The sequence below is a fragment of the Mordavella massiliensis genome, assembly GCF_016901695.1.
Taxonomy (GTDB): Bacteria; Bacillota; Clostridia; order Lachnospirales; family Lachnospiraceae; genus Claveliimonas; species Claveliimonas massiliensis_A.
In genome coordinates this window covers 1-19,914 of sequence record NZ_JACJKS010000013.1, presented here as the reverse complement: position 1 = coordinate 19,914, position 19,914 = coordinate 1, and the positions used below count along the sequence as shown (strand labels likewise).

General features: G+C 42.4%; 24 protein-coding genes. 22 read left to right on the top strand and 2 right to left on the bottom strand.

Annotation, left to right across the window (positions count from 1 at the left end):
* Positions 1-89: 89 nt before the first annotated feature.
* Positions 90-554 (top strand): acyl-CoA thioesterase, encoded by a 465-nt coding sequence (locus H6A20_RS09440; RefSeq protein WP_204906875.1) that lies wholly within the window; start codon positions 90-92, stop codon positions 552-554.
* A gap of 39 nt (positions 555-593) precedes the next feature.
* Here H6A20_RS09440 and H6A20_RS09435 read toward each other — a convergent pair whose 3' ends face one another.
* Entirely contained in the window at positions 594-887 is a 294-nt protein-coding gene (locus H6A20_RS09435; RefSeq protein WP_243426195.1) for a hypothetical protein, read from the bottom strand.
* A gap of 98 nt (positions 888-985) precedes the next feature.
* Between H6A20_RS09435 and H6A20_RS09430 the strand changes: the two genes are divergently transcribed.
* Positions 986-1,150: a hypothetical protein gene (locus H6A20_RS09430; RefSeq protein WP_204906874.1), complete on the top strand. Its 165-nt coding sequence runs from the start codon at positions 986-988 to the stop codon at positions 1,148-1,150.
* Between the two features lie 385 nt (positions 1,151-1,535).
* Here H6A20_RS09430 and H6A20_RS09425 read toward each other — a convergent pair whose 3' ends face one another.
* Entirely contained in the window at positions 1,536-1,781 is a 246-nt protein-coding gene (locus H6A20_RS09425; protein ID WP_204906873.1) for a chorion class high-cysteine HCB protein 13, read from the bottom strand.
* A 135-nt stretch (positions 1,782-1,916) separates the two neighbouring features.
* Between H6A20_RS09425 and ylxM the strand changes: the two genes are divergently transcribed.
* The 20 genes from ylxM (at position 1,917) to H6A20_RS09325 (ending at position 19,820) form a co-directional block, all read left to right on the top strand.
* Positions 1,917-2,261: a YlxM family DNA-binding protein gene (gene ylxM / locus H6A20_RS09420; protein ID WP_204906872.1), complete on the top strand. Its 345-nt coding sequence runs from the start codon at positions 1,917-1,919 to the stop codon at positions 2,259-2,261.
* A 49-nt stretch (positions 2,262-2,310) separates the two neighbouring features.
* Complete coding sequence (ffh, locus tag H6A20_RS09415) at positions 2,311-3,672, top strand: signal recognition particle protein (RefSeq protein WP_204906871.1); 1,362 nt, start codon at positions 2,311-2,313, stop codon at positions 3,670-3,672.
* 59 nt (positions 3,673-3,731) lie between these two features.
* A complete protein-coding gene (gene rpsP, locus H6A20_RS09410; RefSeq protein WP_204906870.1) occupies positions 3,732-3,977 on the top strand; it encodes a 30S ribosomal protein S16 in 246 nt (81 codons plus the stop codon).
* Positions 3,978-3,994: 17 nt separating this feature from the next.
* Complete coding sequence (locus H6A20_RS09405) at positions 3,995-4,225, top strand: KH domain-containing protein (RefSeq protein WP_204906869.1); 231 nt, start codon at positions 3,995-3,997, stop codon at positions 4,223-4,225.
* 128 nt (positions 4,226-4,353) lie between these two features.
* Positions 4,354-4,866 carry a ribosome maturation factor RimM gene (gene rimM, locus H6A20_RS09400; protein ID WP_204906868.1) on the top strand — a complete coding sequence of 171 codons (513 nt, stop codon included), beginning with the start codon at positions 4,354-4,356 and terminating at the stop codon, positions 4,864-4,866.
* A complete protein-coding gene (gene trmD, locus H6A20_RS09395; protein WP_204906867.1) occupies positions 4,866-5,630 on the top strand; it encodes a tRNA (guanosine(37)-N1)-methyltransferase TrmD in 765 nt (254 codons plus the stop codon). Before rimM ends, trmD begins: the two co-directional genes overlap by 1 nt.
* A complete protein-coding gene (locus H6A20_RS09390) occupies positions 5,623-6,273 on the top strand; it encodes an SGNH/GDSL hydrolase family protein (protein ID WP_204906866.1) in 651 nt (216 codons plus the stop codon). The genes trmD and H6A20_RS09390 overlap by 8 nt, the downstream gene beginning before the upstream one ends.
* 249 nt (positions 6,274-6,522) lie before the next feature.
* Positions 6,523-7,029, top strand: a complete 507-nt coding sequence (locus tag H6A20_RS09385) for a transcription termination/antitermination NusG family protein (protein WP_204906865.1) — start codon at positions 6,523-6,525, stop codon at positions 7,027-7,029.
* Between the two features lie 168 nt (positions 7,030-7,197).
* A complete protein-coding gene (locus H6A20_RS09380; protein ID WP_204906864.1) occupies positions 7,198-7,722 on the top strand; it encodes a transcription termination/antitermination NusG family protein in 525 nt (174 codons plus the stop codon).
* Positions 7,723-7,956: 234 nt separating this feature from the next.
* On the top strand, positions 7,957-8,826 hold the full coding sequence (locus tag H6A20_RS09375) for a sugar transferase (RefSeq protein ID WP_243426194.1): 870 nt from the start codon (positions 7,957-7,959) through the stop codon (positions 8,824-8,826).
* The gene (locus H6A20_RS09370) at positions 8,823-9,716 is read left to right on the top strand and encodes an NAD-dependent epimerase/dehydratase family protein (RefSeq protein ID WP_204906863.1); all 894 of its coding nucleotides are present in this window, start codon (positions 8,823-8,825) and stop codon (positions 9,714-9,716) included. The genes H6A20_RS09375 and H6A20_RS09370 overlap by 4 nt, the downstream gene beginning before the upstream one ends.
* A 3-nt stretch (positions 9,717-9,719) precedes the next feature.
* Positions 9,720-10,931: a glycosyltransferase family 4 protein gene (locus tag H6A20_RS09365; RefSeq protein WP_204906862.1), complete on the top strand. Its 1,212-nt coding sequence runs from the start codon at positions 9,720-9,722 to the stop codon at positions 10,929-10,931.
* 1 nt (position 10,932) lies between these two features.
* On the top strand, positions 10,933-12,063 hold the full coding sequence (locus H6A20_RS09360) for an N-acetyl sugar amidotransferase (protein WP_204906861.1): 1,131 nt from the start codon (positions 10,933-10,935) through the stop codon (positions 12,061-12,063).
* A gap of 10 nt (positions 12,064-12,073) precedes the next feature.
* Entirely contained in the window at positions 12,074-12,688 is a 615-nt protein-coding gene (gene hisH / locus H6A20_RS09355) for an imidazole glycerol phosphate synthase subunit HisH (RefSeq protein ID WP_204906860.1), read from the top strand.
* Positions 12,689-12,690: 2 nt separating this feature from the next.
* On the top strand, positions 12,691-13,467 hold the full coding sequence (locus H6A20_RS09350) for an AglZ/HisF2 family acetamidino modification protein (RefSeq protein ID WP_204906859.1): 777 nt from the start codon (positions 12,691-12,693) through the stop codon (positions 13,465-13,467).
* Between the two features lie 216 nt (positions 13,468-13,683).
* Positions 13,684-14,511 carry a glycosyltransferase gene (locus tag H6A20_RS09345; protein ID WP_204906858.1) on the top strand — a complete coding sequence of 276 codons (828 nt, stop codon included), beginning with the start codon at positions 13,684-13,686 and terminating at the stop codon, positions 14,509-14,511.
* Positions 14,501-15,601, top strand: a complete 1,101-nt coding sequence (locus tag H6A20_RS09340) for a glycosyltransferase (RefSeq protein WP_204906857.1) — start codon at positions 14,501-14,503, stop codon at positions 15,599-15,601. The genes H6A20_RS09345 and H6A20_RS09340 overlap by 11 nt, the downstream gene beginning before the upstream one ends.
* A 10-nt stretch (positions 15,602-15,611) precedes the next feature.
* Positions 15,612-16,859 (top strand): hypothetical protein, encoded by a 1,248-nt coding sequence (locus H6A20_RS09335; RefSeq protein WP_204906856.1) that lies wholly within the window; start codon positions 15,612-15,614, stop codon positions 16,857-16,859.
* Positions 16,860-16,862: 3 nt separating this feature from the next.
* The gene (locus H6A20_RS09330; protein WP_204906855.1) at positions 16,863-18,857 is read left to right on the top strand and encodes a glycosyltransferase; all 1,995 of its coding nucleotides are present in this window, start codon (positions 16,863-16,865) and stop codon (positions 18,855-18,857) included.
* Positions 18,858-18,872: 15 nt separating this feature from the next.
* On the top strand, positions 18,873-19,820 hold the full coding sequence (locus H6A20_RS09325; protein WP_204906854.1) for a radical SAM protein: 948 nt from the start codon (positions 18,873-18,875) through the stop codon (positions 19,818-19,820).
* Positions 19,821-19,914 lie beyond the last annotated feature (94 nt).

Sequence of the window (19,914 nt, the reverse complement as noted above, 5' to 3'; positions counted from 1 at the left end):
TCAAATCAGTTTTAGTATAGCAGATAATCTGTTATACTGTCCAGTGAACGAAACAGGAACCTAGAATCAGAAGACAGGAGAAGCAAGACATGACAGACAGCAGAAAAGTATCCGAATCCTTATCCGAGACCGTCCACATCGTGAGACCGAACCATCTGAACGCGGCCGGCCGCCTTTTCGGAGGCGTGCTCATGCAGTGGATGGACGAGCTGGCCGGACTGGTGGCCAAGCGGCATACACGGAAGAATGTGATCACCGCCTGCGTGGATAACTTAAGCTTCCTGCGGGGCGCCTACCAGAAGGATGTGATCGTGATCACGGGGAAAGTCACCTATGTGGGAAATACTTCCATGGAAGTGAAGGTGGACTCCTGCGTGGAGGACCTGGACCGGAACCGCACGCTCATCAACCGGGCCTACTTTACCATGGTGGCCCTGGACGACAACGACCATCCCACCAGGGTGCCCCGGCTGGAGCTGGAGACCGACGAGGAGCGGGAAGACTGGGAGAACGCGAAAAAGCGCCGGGAAATGCGCAGGCATTACGACCTGTAGCAGGACGGTATAAAAAGGAGAGTTCCGGATGGGGAACTCTCATTTTTTGTCCGCCTGCCTGCGCATCTGCGCCGTCACAAGGCTGACCATGCTGTCGATCTGCCGCTTCTCCTCATCGGAGCGGCCCTCCTTTAAGATCTCCAGGATGAGGGACGTCTCCTGGGGTGTGAAGCGGATCCCCCTGCGGCCTGCGGAGGTGATCAGCGTCATCATGGCCGCCGCCAGGGCGTTTCCGCTCTTGCCTGCCGTCCGCGCCGCCGCGGTCCGGATCAGCTCCACCTTCACCGGATCCATGTCCTTCATTGCCGGGTGGTTCATCCATTCCTGCGCCATCTTTGCACCATTCCTTTCCCATCGGTTCCTTGTCCGGTCCGCCGCTTCCGAAGCTGCTTCCGAAGCCGCTGTCATCCGGGAAGCCGCCGCCCTGGAACATGTGCATCATCTGCAGGATCTCCGTCATATCCGGCCCGCCGGACGCCTGCCGGGAGGCAGAACCGGGATCCCCGGCGCCGGGCGGCGCCATGTCCTGCATCATCTCCATCATGCTCATGGCGGACAGGATCATATCCACTGTGTCCGCCTGCCCGCCCAGATAGGGCCGCAGATCCTGCAGGATCTCAGATGCGGCAGGAGGCGTGGAGGCGAAGGCCCCTTCCGGGTCCGCGCCCTCCCGGAAGTCTTGGAAGACGCTGAAGTAGCGGACCGCGCGCTGCAGCTCCGTAAAGCGGATGAAGAAGGCAAGCATCCGCTGGGCGGAAGGCGGGGTATAGGGGAGGAGAAGCTTGAGCATCTGCAGCTCCCCGGAGGAAGTAAGAGAGTCAAAGGGTGTCATGGGGAGCGGCTTTCCTGGATCCATCATACCCACCTGTGTGCAGCGTTGTAACTATTTATATGGAATAAGACCGTATCTTATGACAGACTGCGCCCGGCGGATGCATATATCCACCGGGCGCAGCAGGCGGGATCCGCCGGTCCGTGCGTCTAGCAGCAGCCGTTTCCTCCGAAACCGCCGCAGCAGCACAGGAGAAGGATGATCCACAGGCAGTTGTCATTGCCGCCGCAGCCGCATCCGCAGCCATAGCCGCCGTCACGGCCGAAGCCGCCGCAGCAGCACAGGAGAAGGATGATCCACAGGCAGCTGTTTCCTCCAAAGCCGCTGCCGCATCCGCAGCCGGAGCGCACGCCGGAGTCGCATCCGCATCCGCAGTTTGCTGATAAATCGCTCATATGATTGCCTCCACAGATATTGTTTACAGTACATCATATGCGGGTGAGTAAAATGTGTGAGGAAGTATCATGCTGTCAAGAAAAAACACTTGACAGCCCGGGAACTTTGTTATATGATAACACAGGTGATTTGAGATGGATGATTTTTTCAGGCAGACACTGCTATATGATTTTTACGGCGAACTTCTGACCAGTCACCAGAAAGAGATCTACGAACAGTTCGTCCTGGAGGACCTGTCCTTAAGCGAGATCGCCGCCTCGGCCGGCATCAGCCGCCAGGGGGTCCACGATCTTGTGAAGCGGTGCAGCCACACGCTGCAGGGCTACGAAGACAAGCTCCACCTGGTGGAGAAGTTCCTCGCCATCCGGGAGAAGGTCAAGGAGATCGACCGGGAGCTGGACCGGCAGGAGACGCGGGAAAACCGGGAGATGATCGAGGGGATCCGCAGGATATCCCGGGATATCCTGGAAGAACTGTAAGATATAAAGGCAGACATATTCGCAATTGAGATAGAAGAGGAGCTTACAGATGGCTTTTGACAGTCTGACAGAAAAACTGCAGAACGTATTCCGGAACCTGCGCAGCAAGGGCCGGCTCACCGAGGACGACGTCAAAGAGGCCATGAAGGAGATCAAGCGGGCCCTTCTGGCAGCGGACGTCAACTTCAAGGTCGTGAAAGGCTTCATTAAGAATGTACAGGAGCGGGCCATCGGGCAGGACGTGATGAACGGACTGAACCCGGGGCAGATGGTCGTCAAGATCGTCAACGAGGAGCTGACCGCCCTCATGGGATCTGAGACGACAGAGATCAGGCTCCAGCCCGGCAGCGCCATTACCGTCATCATGATGGCGGGACTGCAGGGAGCCGGTAAGACAACCACCACCGCCAAGCTGGCGGGAAAATATAAACTGAAGGGCAAAAAGCCCCTCCTTGTGGCCTGCGACGTGTACCGTCCGGCTGCCATTAAGCAGCTGCAGGTCAACGGGGAAAAGCAGGGCGTGGAGGTCTTCTCCATGGGAGACAGCCACAGGCCCGCGGACATCGCCAGGGCGGCTCTTGAGCACGCCCGCAAGAACGGCAACAACCTGGTGATCCTGGATACAGCAGGACGTCTTCACATCGACGAGGACATGATGGCGGAGCTTCAGGAGATCAAGGAGGCCGTGGAAGTCCACCAGACGATCCTGGTGATCGACGCCATGACCGGACAGGATGCGGTCAACGTGGCGGAGGAATTTGATCATAAGATCGGCATAGACGGCGTCATCGTCACCAAGCTGGACGGCGACACGCGGGGCGGCGCGGCCCTGTCTGTCAAGGCAGTGACCGGCAAGCCGATCCTCTACGTCGGCATGGGCGAGAAGCTCTCGGATCTGGAGCAGTTCTATCCGGACCGGATGGCGTCCCGGATCCTGGGCATGGGCGATGTGCTGACCCTCATCGAGAAGGCGGGAGCCGAGATCGACGAGGATAAGGCGCGGGAGATGAGCCGCAAGCTGAAGAAGAATCAGTTTGATTTCGACGACTTCCTGGAGAGCACCCAGCAGATGAAGAAGCTGGGCGGCCTCTCCGGCATCATGGGTATGCTCCCCGGCATGGGCGCCATGGGCGGCCTGGGCGGGAAGAAGGGCATGAAGATAGATGACAGCCAGGCCGAGGAGGCCGAAAAAAAGATCGCGCGCATGGAGGCCATGATCTATTCCATGACCCCCGAAGAGCGCAGGGATCCGGATCTTCTGAATCCGTCCAGAAAGCACCGCATCGCCAGAGGCGCGGGCGTGGACATCAGCGAGGTAAACCGCATGGTCAAGCAGTTTAACGAGATGAAAAAGATGATGAAGATGATGGGAAAAGGTGGTAAAAAGGGAAAATTCAGATTACCTTTTTAACCCGCATGCGGGAAAACCTGCATGTGATAGATCAAGAAAAAATGTGGAGGTGAAACAAAATGGCAGTAAAGATCAGATTAAAGAGAATGGGACAGAAGAAGGCTCCTTTCTATAGAATTGTAGTAGCTGACTCCAGATCCCCGAGAGATGGCAGGTTCATCGAGGAAATCGGAACATACGATCCGAACCAGGACCCGAGCGTCTTCAAAGTAGACGAGGAGGCCGCTAAGAAGTGGCTGAACAACGGTGCGCAGCCGACAGAGGTAGTAGGAAAGATTTTCAAGGCAGCCGGCATTGAAAAATAATTCCGGGAGGTGCACATATGAGAGAATTGGTGGAAGTCATCGTCAAGGCACTTGTAGATGATCCCGAGAGCGTTGTTGTGACAGAGAAGGAGGAAGGGCGCACCACGGTTGTGGAAGTCCATGTGGCCGACTCAGACATGGGTAAGGTCATCGGCAAACAGGGGCGCATCGCCAAAGCCATCCGCGCTGTTGTAAAAGCAGCAGCCTCAAAAGAAGACAGGAAAGTGGTAGTTGATATCGCTGACTAGTCCGGTAAATACCAGGTCCGGGGAGGATAAAGACAGATCTGTCGGGAACTTCCCGGGCCTCTTTTATCAGATGGGAGGAAGACTCCCGGCCGGGTCTTGAACAGATATGAGACAGTAAGGAGAAGCCTATGGAAAAACAGTTGCAGGCGGGCGTGATCACATCCACCCACGGCATCCGGGGCGAGGTGAAGGTGTATCCCACCACAGACGATCCGCAGCGTTTCAAAGAACTGAAAAAAGTCTATCTTGATACAGGAAAAGAACAGATCCCCCTGGAGATCGAGCAGGTGAAATTCTTCAAGCAGTTCGCCATCCTCAAGTTCAAGGGGATCGACAATATAAACGACATTGAAAAATACAGGGGCAAAAGCCTCCTCATCGACCGGGAGGACGCGTCCCCCCTGGCGCAGGACGAGTATTACATCGGGGACATCATCGGCATGGACGTGTATACGGACGATCCGGCGGAGCATTTCGGCGTCCTTAAGGATGTGATGGAGACAGGGGCCAACGACGTCTACATCATTGACTCGGACCGTCACGGCGAGGTCCTCATCCCGGCCATTCGCCAGTGCATCCTCTCCGTGGATGTGGAGAAAAACGAAATGCGGATCCATCTGATGGAGGGACTTTTGCCATGATGCATTTTCATATACTGACACTGTTTCCCGAGATGGTGATGAGCGGCCTGGAGACGAGCATCACAGGCCGGGCCATCAAGAACGGCCTCCTCTCCATCGAGGCGGTCAACATCCGGGACTATGCCTTCAATAAACACAACAGCGTGGACGACTATCCCTACGGCGGCGGCGCAGGCATGCTGATGCAGGCGGAGCCGGTGTACCTGGCCTACCGATCCGTCGAGGAGCAGATCGCCGGCCGCAGGGCCGGCGGGGAGGAGAAGAAGCCCCGGGTCGTCTACCTCTCCCCCCAGGGGCGGACCTTCAGCCAGGAGATGGCGCAGGAGCTGGCCCTCGAGGAGGATCTGGTGCTCCTGTGCGGCCACTACGAGGGGATCGACGAGAGGGTGCTGGAAGAGATCGTGACGGACTACGTGTCCATCGGGGACTATGTGCTCACCGGCGGCGAACTGCCCGCCATGGTCATGGTGGACGCCATCTCCCGGCTTGTGCCGGGGGTCCTTCACAACGACGTGTCCGCGGAGTTTGAGAGCTTCCAGGACAACCTCCTGGAGTACCCTCAGTACTCCCGCCCGGAAGTGTGGCATGACAAGCAGGTGCCGCCCGTCCTTCTGTCCGGCCACCACGCCAACATTGAGAAGTGGCGGCGGGAGCAGTCCGTCATCCGCACGGCAAAGAGAAGGCCGGATCTCCTGGAAAAAGCGCAGCTCACAGAAGAGGAGAAGCGGCTGGCCCGGGAGGTGACGGGAGAAGAAGATGCGTGACAGCATACTTGTCTTTCTGGGCGACAGCATCACAGACGCAGGTCACAGCTTCCAGGCGCCGGACTCCAAAGGGCGCAGGCTTGGGCACGGGTACGTCTCGCAGATAGCCCGGATGCTGGAGGAGCGCTGCCCGGAAGAGCAGATCCGGATCTACAACGGCGGCCACGACGGCTTCACCGTCCGGGGTCTTTTGCGGATGCTTGAGGAGGACTGCCTGCAGCATGAGCCGGATGTGGTGACGGTCCTTATCGGCAGCAACGACGCGGCCGTCTGCATGAACACAGGGAAAACGCCGGAGACCCTTGGATTTGAAGCGGATTACCGGCATCTGCTTGCCCGGATCCGGCGGGAGACGAAGGCCCGCATCCTCTGTATGGGGCCTTTTCTCTTCCCCCGGCCGGAGGAGTACCGCAGGTGGATCCCGGTGGTCCGTAGGATAGAGCAGATGGAGCGGGAGACGGCGGAAGCGTACAAAGCCCGGTTTATCCCCCTCCACGAAGCGCTGAACCGCGCGGCAGAAGAGGCCGGGTATGACAGGATCACGCCGGACGGGATTCATCTGACAGAGGAAGGAGCCGGGATCGTCGCCTGGGAATGGATGAACAAAGCGGCTCATAAAATAAAAATTTCGCAGAATACGTAATTCTGCGAACCGAATATATTATAGCTCAGACATACCTATACTTCAAGATTTTCTTCTAAAATGGGAAATAAAAACCTGTTTTTATGACTTTTTATAACATTTCTTGTTTTCAGCGCCCGAATCCGTTCGGGCGTCTTTTTGACAACTCTAAATATTCCGTTTAAATCTCAGAATTTTTCTATATCTTGTGCCCGTATCTGCTTTTTTCGCAGAATTACGTATTCTGCGAAAACCATGAGGAGTGGTCATATGTGGTATGTACTGAAGTGTCAGCCGGGCAAAGCGGAAGAGATCATGGAATCCTGTCGGAAGAATATCTCCGGCCAGGTATTGCATGATGTTTTTACGTTTACGTACGACCGGATGAAGCGGTACGAGGGAAGCTGGCATACAGAGACCAGCCCCATGTTCCCGGACTGCCTCTTTCTGGAGACCAAAGATCCGGCGGCCCTGCACAGGGAACTGCGTCCATACCTGGCCTGCATGCAGGCTGATACGGAGGACAGAATGCTGACAGAAGTACGGCCGGAGGAGGAAGCGTTTCTGCGAAAGGCAGGAGGAAGGAACCACCACCTGAAGATGTCCACGGGCTACATCCGGAACGGGATCACACACATCACGGACGGGCCCCTTGTGGGAATGGAGCGGCGAATCCGCAGGATCGACCGCCACAAACGGCTGGCCAGCATCGAGATGCCCATGCCTGGCATGGAAAAACCGGTGCAGGCAGGTCTGGAGATCACATCCAAGAATTAGGGATCACTCCCGGGACAAATACAAAGATCAGAACGGTTTTCTGCGGTCAGTGCTGTGGAAGACGGGGATGTTTGTAATATCCGTATGCGCGTCAGTCCGGAGCTTTTTTATTTTTTTAAAAATCTGCGGATATGGCGAAGCATACCCAAAAGGAGTCAGATAATACGTATGTGGTATGTGATACAGACAAGGACGGGCGATGAGGAAAAACTTGCCCATATGATCAGAGAACTGGTTCCCCGTGACCAATATACAGAATGCTTCTATATAAAGATGGAGAGTGCAAGAAAGTCGGAAGACAGATGGGAAATCTATCTTTGCCCTATGTTTCCCGGCTATCTTTTTGTAGATACAGACACTCCCAAGGACATGTATTTTGATCTGAAAAAGGTGCCGAAGCTCACAAAACTTCTGAAGGAGGAGGGGGAGATATTCCTTCCAGTGTCAGAGGAAGAGCAGAAGTTCCTGGAGGATATCCAGAGCGAGGGGCACATAGTGAGAAGATCGCTTGTGCAGGTAGATGATGAAAAACAGATCATCAGCGCTGAGGGAGCCGTGGGGCGGTATCTGAAAAACGTGGTCAGACAGAGAGTGAGGAAACGGTATGTTCTCATAGAAAGAGAGCTGCTGGGGGAAAAGAGAACAATAAAATTCGGTATCAGACTGGAAGAAGATCAGCTAATGGACGTTTGAAAAAACTGTTCATTGGCTTTTTTCGTATAAGAACGTATTAAGAAAAAGGGACAAGTTGCCCATAAAATTAGCCAATGGCAAATGAAGGGAAAAAGAGAAATGGAGAAATTCCAAAATAAAGTGTGGCTATCCAGTCCTACGATGCACGGACCGGAGCTGGAATATATAACAGAAGCCTACAAGACAAATTGGATGTCTACTGTACACAAAAAATTAAAAGGAGCATAGGAAGTCATGTCTATTAACAAAAAGCGAAGCAAGAAATTCATAGGAATTAGTGCATCGATTATAGGTGTTGTGTTTATAGGCATGAGTTTTCTTGCCAGAAAGAAGAAGCCATCTTCCATTTATGAGGATGATAAAAACCAGAAAAATCCGTTTGAGGGTAAGAAAGTCGTCCTTATTGAAGATGAGAATGATACAGAGAATGCAGATGGCATAAAAGGGCATCTGGAGGTAGTAGGGGATTCAGAGTATAAGCCGGGATTTTATGAGAAGAGAATTAAGAGGGCGATAGATGTAGTTTTGTCATTCGGAGGCCTTGTAATTCTTTCTCCTGTCTTTGCTGTGATTGCTCTAGCTATTAAGATAGAAGACCCAGGTCCCGTTCTGTTTACACAGAAACGAGTAGGCCAAAACAAGAGATATTTTAAATTACATAAGTTCAGAAGCATGAAGATGTGTACACCCCATGATGTGCCTACACATCAGTTGGAAAATCCTGAGCAGTACATAACAAGGGTTGGAAAATTCCTAAGAGCACACAGTTTGGATGAGCTTCCGCAGATTTGGGATATCTTCATTGGAAATATGTCGGTGATAGGCCCCAGGCCAGGCCTATGGAATCAGGATCTTCTGACAGCTGAGAGAGATAAATATGGCGCTAATGATGTAAAACCTGGACTTACCGGATGGGCGCAGATTAATGGCCGAGATGAGCTGGAAATCGAGGAAAAGGCAAAGCTGGACGGCGAATATGTGTCAAGGATGGGACTTTGGATGGATATTAAGTGCTTTCTGGGGAGCGTTCATGTGTTTGGGAAAGACGAGTGCGTGGTCGAAGGCGGAACAGGAGAGATGAAGAAACAAGGAGTCGAGAAATGAAAAAAGTGTTGATTACAGGAGCCGGAAGCTATATCGGGACTTCCTTTGTGAAATGGGTGAAGGAGAAGCATCCCGGGGAATTTGGGACGAAAGAGATGGATATGGTAGACGGAAGCTGGAGGGGAAAAGATTTTTCCGGGTATGATACGGTGTTCCATGTGGCGGGGCTGGCTCATGCAGATGTGGGAAAGGTTTCTGAGGAGACAAAACAATTCTATTACAAAATTAACAGAGATCTGGCGATAGAGACGGCAGAAAAAGCGAAGGCGGAAGGCGTAAAGCAATTCGTGTTTATGAGCAGTATGATCATCTATGGTGAGAGCGCAGGAGTTGGGATAAGGAAGGTTATTACAAGAGAAACTAAACCGCACCCGGCAAATTTCTACGGAGACAGTAAGTGGCAGGCAGATAAAGGAATACGAAAGCTGCAGGATGAAAACTTTCATGTGGCAGTTGTGCGGCCGCCTATGATCTATGGCAAAGGAAGCAAGGGAAATTATCCGACTCTGGCTAAACTGGCGAAAAGACTTCCAGTGTTTCCTGATATAAAAAATGAGAGAAGCATGCTGCACATTGACAATCTTTGCGAGTTCCTATCGCTTCTTATGGAGAGTGGAGAGGGTGGAATTTATTTCCCTCAGAATAAAAGCTATGTCAGGACAAGCCGGATGGTGCAGATGATCGGAGAAGTAAGCGGACATAAGATAAGACTTACGAAACTATTAAATCCGGCAGTCAGAATTGCGGGAAAGATACCGGGAAAGCTCTCAGGTCTTGCAAATAAAGCATTTGGAAATCTAGTGTATGAGAAAGCAATGAGCCAGTGCTTTGAGGGGAAATACCAGGTCAGAGGATTAAAAGATACGATAAAGAGGACTGAGGGAGAGTAAACAATGGAACGAAAGAGCCATATATTGGTGGTCAGTCAGTATTTTTATCCGGAAAATTTCAGAATTAATGATATTTGTAAAGAATGGGTAAAAAGAGGCCATAAGGTGACGGTCGTTACAGGGATACCAAACTATCCGGAAGGGGAATTTTACAGCGGATACGGATATTTTAAGAAACGCACAGAAAGATGGGAAGGAATGACAATCATACGGATACCGCTGATTCCAAGAGGAAAGAGTGCAGTAGGTATGGTGGCAAATTATATGTCATTTGTAGTATCAGCTTTTTTGTGGACGAGGCTTACAAAGTTAAAGGCGGATTATGTATTTACTTTTGAAGTATCTCCTATGACGCAGGCTCTTCTCGGCGTGTGGTATAAAAAGCGGTTTAAAGTCCCTAATTATCTGTATGTGCAGGATTTATGGCCGGAAAATGTTGAGACGGTGACAGGGATACGTAGTCCTCTAATTATAAAACCGATTCGGAGAATGGTGAACTATATCTATGAAAACTGTGATCAGATCTTTGCAACCTCACCATCATTTGTCGAAGAAATACAAAAATGGGTGGATGCAAAAGAGAAGGTCCATTATTGGCCGCAGTATGCGGAAGACTTCTATAAGCCGGTAGAGAAAAGAAAAAGAAAAAACGGAGGTAAATTCCGGATCGCTTTCACCGGGAATATCGGTTACGCCCAGGGATTGGAGATTTTACCAAAAACTGCGGAACTGTTAAAGCAGGGTAATATGGATGTAGAGTTTGTGATCGTGGGAGATGGACGATATAGGGAAGAATTTGAAAAAGCGATAAAAGAAGGCCGGGTAGACGATATGTTCGTAATGATGGGGAGAAAGCCAGCAGAGGAAATACCGGAAATACTGGGAACATGCGATGCGGCATTCTTGTCATTTAAAGCAGATCCGCTGTTCTATAAGACCATACCAGCGAAACTGCAGTCGTATATGGCATGTGGAATGCCGATTATTGCGGCGGCAGAGGGGGAGACGAGAAGGATAATAGAAGAGGCTGAGTGTGGAGTATGTAGTGATATTGGGGATCAATTGACTTTATCACAGGAAATAAAAAAAATTGTTGAGGAACAGGATGAATTGGAAATGTATCAGAAGAATTCACAGAACTATTGTCAGGCAAAGTTTTGCAAAAAGAATCTGATTGATTTTATAGACATATTTTTTACAGGAAAGGGAAAGTAAGATGAGAGAGTATCAAAGATGTACGAATTGTGTTATGGATACAACAGATTCCAAAATTGTGTTTGATGAAAAAGGAATGTGTGATCACTGTCACAATTTTTATGAAAATATAAAACCTAATTGGCATCCTGATGAACAAGGGAAAAAGCAACTTGATGAAATTGTAGAAAAGATAAAACGAGAGGGGAAAGGGAAAAAATACGACTGCATAATAGGTCTTAGTGGAGGGGTAGACAGTTCCTATCTTGCATATTATGCAGTAAAAAAACTGGGATTAAGGCCGTTGCTTTTCGCATGTGATACAGGATGGAATTTAAATGTGGCTGTACAGAATGTGGAAAAAATTACAAAAGGTCTGGATATGCCTCTTTATACAGAAATTGTAAATTGGAATGAAATGCGAGATTTACAGCTCGCTTTTTTTAAAGCACAAGTTCCATATCAGGACATTCCTCAGGATCATGTGATTTTTGCCGCATTATATAATCATGCAACCAAGAATGGAATCAAATATGTTTTAACAGGTGGAAATAATTCAACAGAATGTGTAAGAGAACCAAATGAGTGGGTTTATCAGAATGATATTCGAATGATTAAAGATATTCATAAAAAATATGGCACAGTCCCTCTTAAGACTTTACCTATGTGTGGAATGTTTAAGGCTCATCTTTACTATAAGTACGTAAAAGGAATGAAGGTGGTGAAACCTTTAGATTTAATTCCTTATACAAAAGCAGATGCGATTGCTACATTGCAGAGAGAGTTTGGGTGGGAACCATATGCCAACAAGCATTTTGAGAGCGTTTTCACAAGATTTTATGAAGGATACTGGTTAATAAAAAAATTCGGATATGATAAAAGAAAATGTCATTTTTCCAGTTTGATTTTAACAGGTCAGCTGTCCAGAGATGAGGCACTTCATACATTGGAACAACCGCCATATGATGAAAAAGCAGCGATGGAAGATTTGGAATATGTGGCTAAAAAGCTGGGTTTGACAAAAGATGAATTTTTAGAAATTATGGATCAGCCGAATCGTACTTATCAAGATTATAAAAATACATCCAAAATGATTGCATTTGCGGTCAAGATGGCACGCTTAGTTGGATTAGAAAAAAGACAATATAGATAGGGAGATAACTTTGATTGCAATAATAGACAGTGGAATGGGTAATGTAGGATCAATTGCTAATATGCTGAAAAAGATTGGGGCAGAAGCTGTTATTACCAACAAAAAGGAAGAACTTCACGAAGCAGAAAAAATAATATTGCCAGGTGTAGGAACGTTCGATCATGGTATGGAATGTCTGAGGGAAGCAGGTCTTCCGGATATTATCAGAAGTGAGACATTGGAGAATAAGAAACCATTGTTAGGGATATGTCTCGGAATGCAACTGCTCGGAAAAAGAAGCGATGAAGGAAAGTCTGAGGGATTGAACTTAATTGATTTTGAGACAAAGGCTTTCAATATTCCCAAAGAAATGCCTTTGAAAATTCCTCATATGGGATGGGATGTTGTTGAGTTTACACAGAAGGATAAAATTCTGGAGGGAATTACAGGTCAGCAAAGATATTATTTCGTACATTCTTATCATGCTGTTTGTACAAATAAGGAAAACATATTAATGAAATGCGATTATGGATATGAATTTGCAGCTGCTGTGAAAAATGGAAATGTATATGGCACTCAGTTCCATCCTGAAAAAAGTCACAGGTTTGGGATGAGATTGTTAGAAAACTTTGTTAGGAGAGTGTAAGAATGTATCATCGTCCAAGATTGATCCCATGTCTGTCAATCATAAATCAGGATTTAGTAAAGACAATTAAATTTAAGAATCCACGATATCTGGGAGATCCGATAAATGCCGTAAAGATATTTAATGATAAAGGTGTAGATGAATTGTGTATACTGGATATCACTGCGTCTAAAGAAGGTCGGGGACCTCAAATGGAATATCTTCAAGATATTGCTTCAGAAGCATTTATGCCATTGAGCTATGGAGGAGGAATTACGACTATAGATCAAATGCAGAAGTTATTTCATATGGGCTATGAAAAAGTTGTAGTTAATACGGCATTTTATCAAAATCCAAAGTTGATTACTGAGGCCGCTAATCTGGCTGGAAGTCAAAGCATAGTTGTATCTATAGATGTTAAAAATGAAATATTAGGAAGAAAGAGCTGTTACAGTACAGATGGAACAGTAAAGATGGGAAAAGACCCGGTTGAGATGGCAAAGAAAGCGGAAGATCTAGGTGCGGGCGAAATACTGTTAAATTCAATCACCAACGATGGAATGATGGAAGGATATGACTTGAAGCTTGTCAGAGCAGTGTCAGAATCAGTAAACATACCTGTGATTGCATGTGGAGGAGCGGGATCAATTCTTGACTTTAAGAAAGTTTTGCAGGAAGGGAAAGCGCATGCGGCCGCTGCGGGGAGTTTGTTTGTGTACTATGGAAGTGAGAAGGCTGTGCTAATAAATGTGCCGGAGGAAGAGGAGCTCTTAAAAGAAAAAATATATAAGGATTTATAACGATGCAGAAAGGAATTTTATATGTAATTAACTAAGCTCTATTTTGTATATAGAAAATAAAGATTTAAATAGTATTTTATATTTTTTGGATATCTGGAAAGAGAACAGAATACAGGATACATAATATGAAACAAATTTTATTGCTACGGATTAAAGAATCATATGAAACAAATTTGTTATCAATATGAAAAACGATCAAATGGAGATAGTAAATATATGGTAAAATTTGAAATAGTAAATATAATTATTTGTTATAATAATGGACAAGAAGTTATTGAATATATTGATAGTATGAAAAATCATATATTTATTGAAAAAGTATGTTTTGTTATAACAATGAATTCTTGGACAGAAAATGACAAAGTAATAATTGATGACTATTTGGAAAAAACGAAGCTGTCAGTTGTTGTCTGTGATCCGAAAAGCAATATAGGATATATGAATGGTTTACTTTATGGATACAGATATTTTAGGAAAAAGTATGAAGAACCTAAATTTGTGATAATGAGTAATACAGATATAATGATTTCTGATAAGTTGTATTATAAGAATTTGCTTGAAGAAGAATATGAAGAGAATGTTGGATGCATAGGTCCGTCCATATTTGTTAAGGGAAAAAATACTTACGATAATCCGGTATGCGAAAAAAGACGAACAATTCAGGAAATGAATAGTATTATTAGAAAATTTACCATGCCGATATTTAGAGAGATATATGTGTATTTATCAACTATAAAAGGTTATTTTGTTAAAAACATAAAAACTGAAAGTAGATATGTTTATGAAGTTCATGGTTGCTATTTTATATTAACGGGTAAATTTGCTGATAAGATAAAAAATTTAGAATATGGTGTCTTGATGTATAGTGAAGAATCTTATATAGCTGAGTTAATATACAGATTGGGTATGCAAACCTTCTATGATTCAAGTCTTGAAATAATACATTTAGAACACTCTACAACTAAGTTTGTAAAATGTTCAAAAATTGCAAAATATATACAGGAATCTATGGTGTATATACGGGAGGAATTCTATGAAAAATAGTGCGATTTTTCTATGTGATGTGATCCCAAAGCAAAATGAGGGAATATATAAAAAGGTATATGCTCAAGCAAAAGAAATCGCAAAGAAATATGGAACTTGTCATTTTATAGCAAAATCAGAAAATGGATGTTATCATTCTGTTATTAGCTCAGAGAACATAAAAGAAATATATGAAACTGCAGATATTTATAATATCTCAAACGATGTTATTAGAAAAGAAAATGTGCAGTTTATATATGTAAGACATATGTTACCCTCTCATAGACACATTTGCTTTATTAAATTTTGTAAGAAAAAAGCAATTAAGTTATATTATGAAATACCTACATATCCATATTTTGGCGAACAAATTAAAAGTAGCACTCATAAATTGAGGACACTTTTACGCATTTCATTAGATGCAGTTACTTGGCCATTTATATACCAATATTTGAACAAACTAATAGTAATAAGGAGCAATTCTAAAGTCAAAATATATCAAAAAATGAAATTATCAGTGAATGGAGTGGTCACTAATGATATATCTGATAATATTCATGGGATTACAAGAGGTAATGAAATTCATTTTGCTATTGTAGGAACATTATACTATTACCATGGGATAGACCGATTTATCAAGGGGATGAAAGAATATCAAGATAGAAATGGAAAATATCAAGTTTATTTACATATTGTTGGAGAAAGCCCTGAAATTTATAAATTAAGAAATATAGTGGAAAAGCATAATATTAAAAATGTTTACTTCCACGGCTATAAGTCAACCGATGAATTAAATGAAATGTTTAACAAAATAGATGTAGGAATTGGATGTTTAGCTTTATATAGACGAAATGCGGATATAGATACAACGTTAAAAATTATTGAGTATATGTGTAGAGGAATTCCAGTTTTGACCAGTGGATTATTACCGGTTAAAAGAACCGAATTAGAAAAGACAGCAATATTTATCTCTAATAATAATTCGGTAATAAATATTGAAGAAGTATGCAATACATATATAAAAATCTCCATTGATGAAAAGAAGAAACTTAGTGAAATAGCTCGCAAAATTTTTGATTGGTCATTTATCATGGAAAGAAATTTGCAATAGGAGAACGATAATGATTAGCAGTAAAACTATAAAACGGAATATATGTGTGATGCCTATTCTTTTTATCTTTTCGATGATGTTTTCTGTTACAGTGGCAGGGGTAAATACTCGATATGCTGTTTATATGATATGGTTAATAGTAAGCCTTTTAAGACAACCAAGACTTACTATAAATAATAAAATTATGTTATTTCCTATCACGTTGCTTATATTGATATTGTATACTACTTTTATTATGAGTGTGAATAATACTGACAATACTTTTGAAGTAATGCGATTTTGCAGAGGTTTATTAACGTATCTAATAATTTTTATATTTATATCCTCGGGGAAATATAATAAACAGCAAATAATGGATTCCTTATTAATTGTGATATGGTTACATTCAATTGTAATCATTCTTGGAGTGATTTTTCCGATTGTAAAGGATATTGTCATGCCAATTAGCCAATACTCAAAAGAATTTTTAAGTATGAGATCAAGCGGATTCTTGTCGGGATTTGACGATGCAGGATTTCTGTGCAATGTCGGTCTAATAATGGATTATTTACGAAGAAGAAGCTATTTATCACGAAATGTTGGAGTTACAACAGTTATTTTTGCTTTAGCGGCAGCTTTGACTTCAAGATTTAATATGCTTTGTATGGCAATGATTATTTTATATATTATGATTAAAGAGTTAAGATCTGGAGGAATAGCTTCGAAGTTAATGATAACCATAATCGGAATAATGGCATTAGGATTTGGAATCGTATTTTGGATTCTTACGACAAATGTAAATATTGATCTCAAAAATCAGTTGCTTGCAGATTATCCGGCACTAGATGCTTTATATACAACTAGTTTAGGATCTTATACGGATTATGGAGTATACAATAAAGTTATAGGAAAACATTTGTCATTGAATGGATTAGATATTTTTAATATTTTTTTTGGAGCCGGATATAGAACAGGCCATTCAGATATTGGATATATAAAAACAATTTATTCAATTGGAATAGTTGGTATACTAATTGAAATAGCAGCTTATTATATCGCAATAAGAAATGTGTTGAATGTTTCGACTCGCAGAAAAATAAAGAATAATCAGGATACACTATTCTTTGTTGCTTCAACTTTATTTATGTTTCTTATGGAAGCAAAAAATTCTTTAATATTTTCAAGTACAACCTTTGAGATGATGTCGATTATTTATTTATGTATTATGATAAAAACGAAGAATATCAATAAATTGAAATTTAATACTGTGAGGAATTAGGATATGAATCCATTAATAAGCGTTATTATCCCTGTATATAATGTGGAAAAATACTTGGAAAAATGTGTGGATAGTGTAATTACACAAACCTATAAAAATTTTGAAGTAATACTAGTTGATGATGGATCTACTGATAAAAGTGGGGAAATATGTGATTTCTTTTCGGAAAAATATGAATATATAAGAACAATTCATAAAACAAATGGAGGTTTGGCAGATTCGCGTAATACTGGATTGGAGGAGGCTAAAGGTGAATATGTATATTTTTTAGATAGCGATGACTGGATCGAAAAATATGCTCTGGAGGTCTTGGTTAGGCAAGCATGTATTGAAAATCTTGATGTATTACTGTTTGATTCACGTGTCGTTGATGAAAATGGAAAAGATATTTTAGATAAAAGCCATTATATGAGGTATTATCGACTTGGGGATTATAGAGGAATATATAGTGGACAAGAGATGTTCGCAAAAATGATTAGAAATAAAGAACATTATTCATCAGTTCCATTGCTTTTCATAAAAAGGAAGGCGATAAAGATTTTGTTTGAAAATATTCTTCATGAAGATGAACTGTTTACTATTCAATTATTATATTCTTCGAAAAGAGTAGGATATTGTCCAGAAATATTGTATGTTCGTCGCATGAGATATGGTTCTATTATGACCATTCCAAAAACACCAATGCATTATTTGGGAATGCTTGGCGTGATTCGTGGAATATTATCCATACCAAATTGTGATAAAAATTGTATTCGGTATTGTTGTACTATGTATCAATGTTCAATTCTTATTTACAATCAATTATCAAACAATGATAGAATTAAGATTGTTGATGAAAAGAAAAAAATATTAATCTATTTTAAAAAAAATAATTATTACGACAGTAATAGGCTTAAGATGTTATGTTTATTTTCATTTTTATATCCTTCCTATAATCATATTTTTAATGAACCAAATCAAACAATACTTTCCTATTATTTAAATAAAGTTGTTTTGTTAAGACGTTATTCACTCATATTAGATCAACTTGAGCATATTGATGGTAAAAGATATTTTATTTTAGGAACTCCTATACATGGTAACTTAGGAGATCATGCTATAGCTATAGCACAAAGAAAAATGCTTGAAAAAATTGATCCAGATGCACCTATTATTGAAATTAATATGTCCGTATATCGGACGCTAAAAAAGAAATTAGAAAAACATATTTGTGAAAAAGATATTCTTGTTATTCCAGGAGGCGGTTGGCTGGGAAATCAATGGTATCATAATCAATTAATGGTTGAAGATGTTATTAAAAGATTTAAAAATAATAAAATTATTGTTTTACCACAAACAATCTATTTTGAAAATGAAAAGAATATAGAAACGCAACATCAAATTACACAAGCAAAAAGGATATTTTCTACACATAAAAGATTATTATTTTTTTTGAGAGATATGAGATCGAATAGTTTTGTGAAAAATGTTTTACACATAAATTCATTTTATGCCCCAGATTTAGTTCTATCTTTAGAATTCAAAAAAGATAATATACCAAGAGAAGATGTTCTATTATGTTTGCGAAATGATCAAGAAAAAGTATTAGATAGTAACCAGACAGAACAATTAATTCAGTGGATATACGACAAGTTTGAAAATGTAAAAAATACTACGACTGTAATAGGAGATGTTTCTGAGAAAGAAAGAAAAATAGCTGTATATAAGAAATTAAGAGAATTTTCAAGAGGTAAGATTATTATCACTGATAGACTTCATGCGATGCTTTTTGCTGCTTTATCAGGAACGCCTTGCGTGGCTTTTGATAATTCTTCTATGAAGGTGACAGGAGTATATGAGTGGATCAAACATTTAGAATATATAAAGGTAGTTGATACAATTGATCAAGCAAAAAAGCTAATAGAAAAATTGGTATATTCTAAAAAAACATTTAAATATGTACCTCCATCATTTAGTGAAATGGAAAAAACAATTGATAGCTTTGTATTTGAAAAATAGAGGAGATTATATGTAATGGATAAGATAAAAAGAATAGTATTGGTAAACATTCCAACAGGAAAGTGTAATTTCAAATGCCCGTATTGTTATATATCTCAAGTAGATGCATGGGCTGCAAATGAAGAGCAAAATTTTCCAAGTAATCAAATTATTTCAAAAGCCTTTTCGCAGGAGCGTTTAGGCGGAATATGTTATGTGAATTTATGTTCACGTGGTGAAACATTGATTTACCCACAGGTTATTGCATGTCTAAAATCAATTTTGGCACAGGGACATTATGTTGAGGTCGTTACAAACGGTACAATTACTCAAAGATTTAAAGAAATATCTACTTTTTCGAGTGAATTGTTGAGTAGATTATCGTTCAAATTTTCATTCCATTATACAGAACTTAAGAGATTAAACATGATGGATATATTTTTTAATAATGTTAATATGATGAAGGAATCAGGAGCATCTTTCGCTGTTGAACTGACCCCTGTAGATGAAGAAGAAAAGTATATTGATGATATAAAGAATATCTGTATGGAAAATTTGGGCGCATGGTGTCATGTGACAATGGCTCGAGATGATAGAAAGAAAGAAATACCAGTATTGTCAACGCATAGTAAGGAAGAATATGTAAAAATATGGTCACAATTTGATTCAGGAATGATCGAATTTAAAAGTAAGGTTTTTCAACAGAAAAGAAAAGAATTTTGCTACGCTGGTGATTGGTTCATTTATGTTAATCTTTTTACTGGTGATATACAGAAATGCTACTCATCTCCAATATATGGAAATCTGTATGATTTTAGCAAAAAAATACCATTTAGAGCTATTGGAGTATGCCCGATTTCTCATTGCTATAATTCACATATGCTTATGACTTGGGGATTAATTCCATCCATCGAAACGCCGACATATAGTTTTATTCGCAACAGAAAATGTATTGATGGTAGTGAATGGGGTTCTTCTACATAACCTGGTGACAAAGAGACGCAAAGCCTTGTAAATATTGAAAGAATGAGGATTTTGAGATGGATACTTCTTAAAAAAGTGTATAGTAAACAGACCT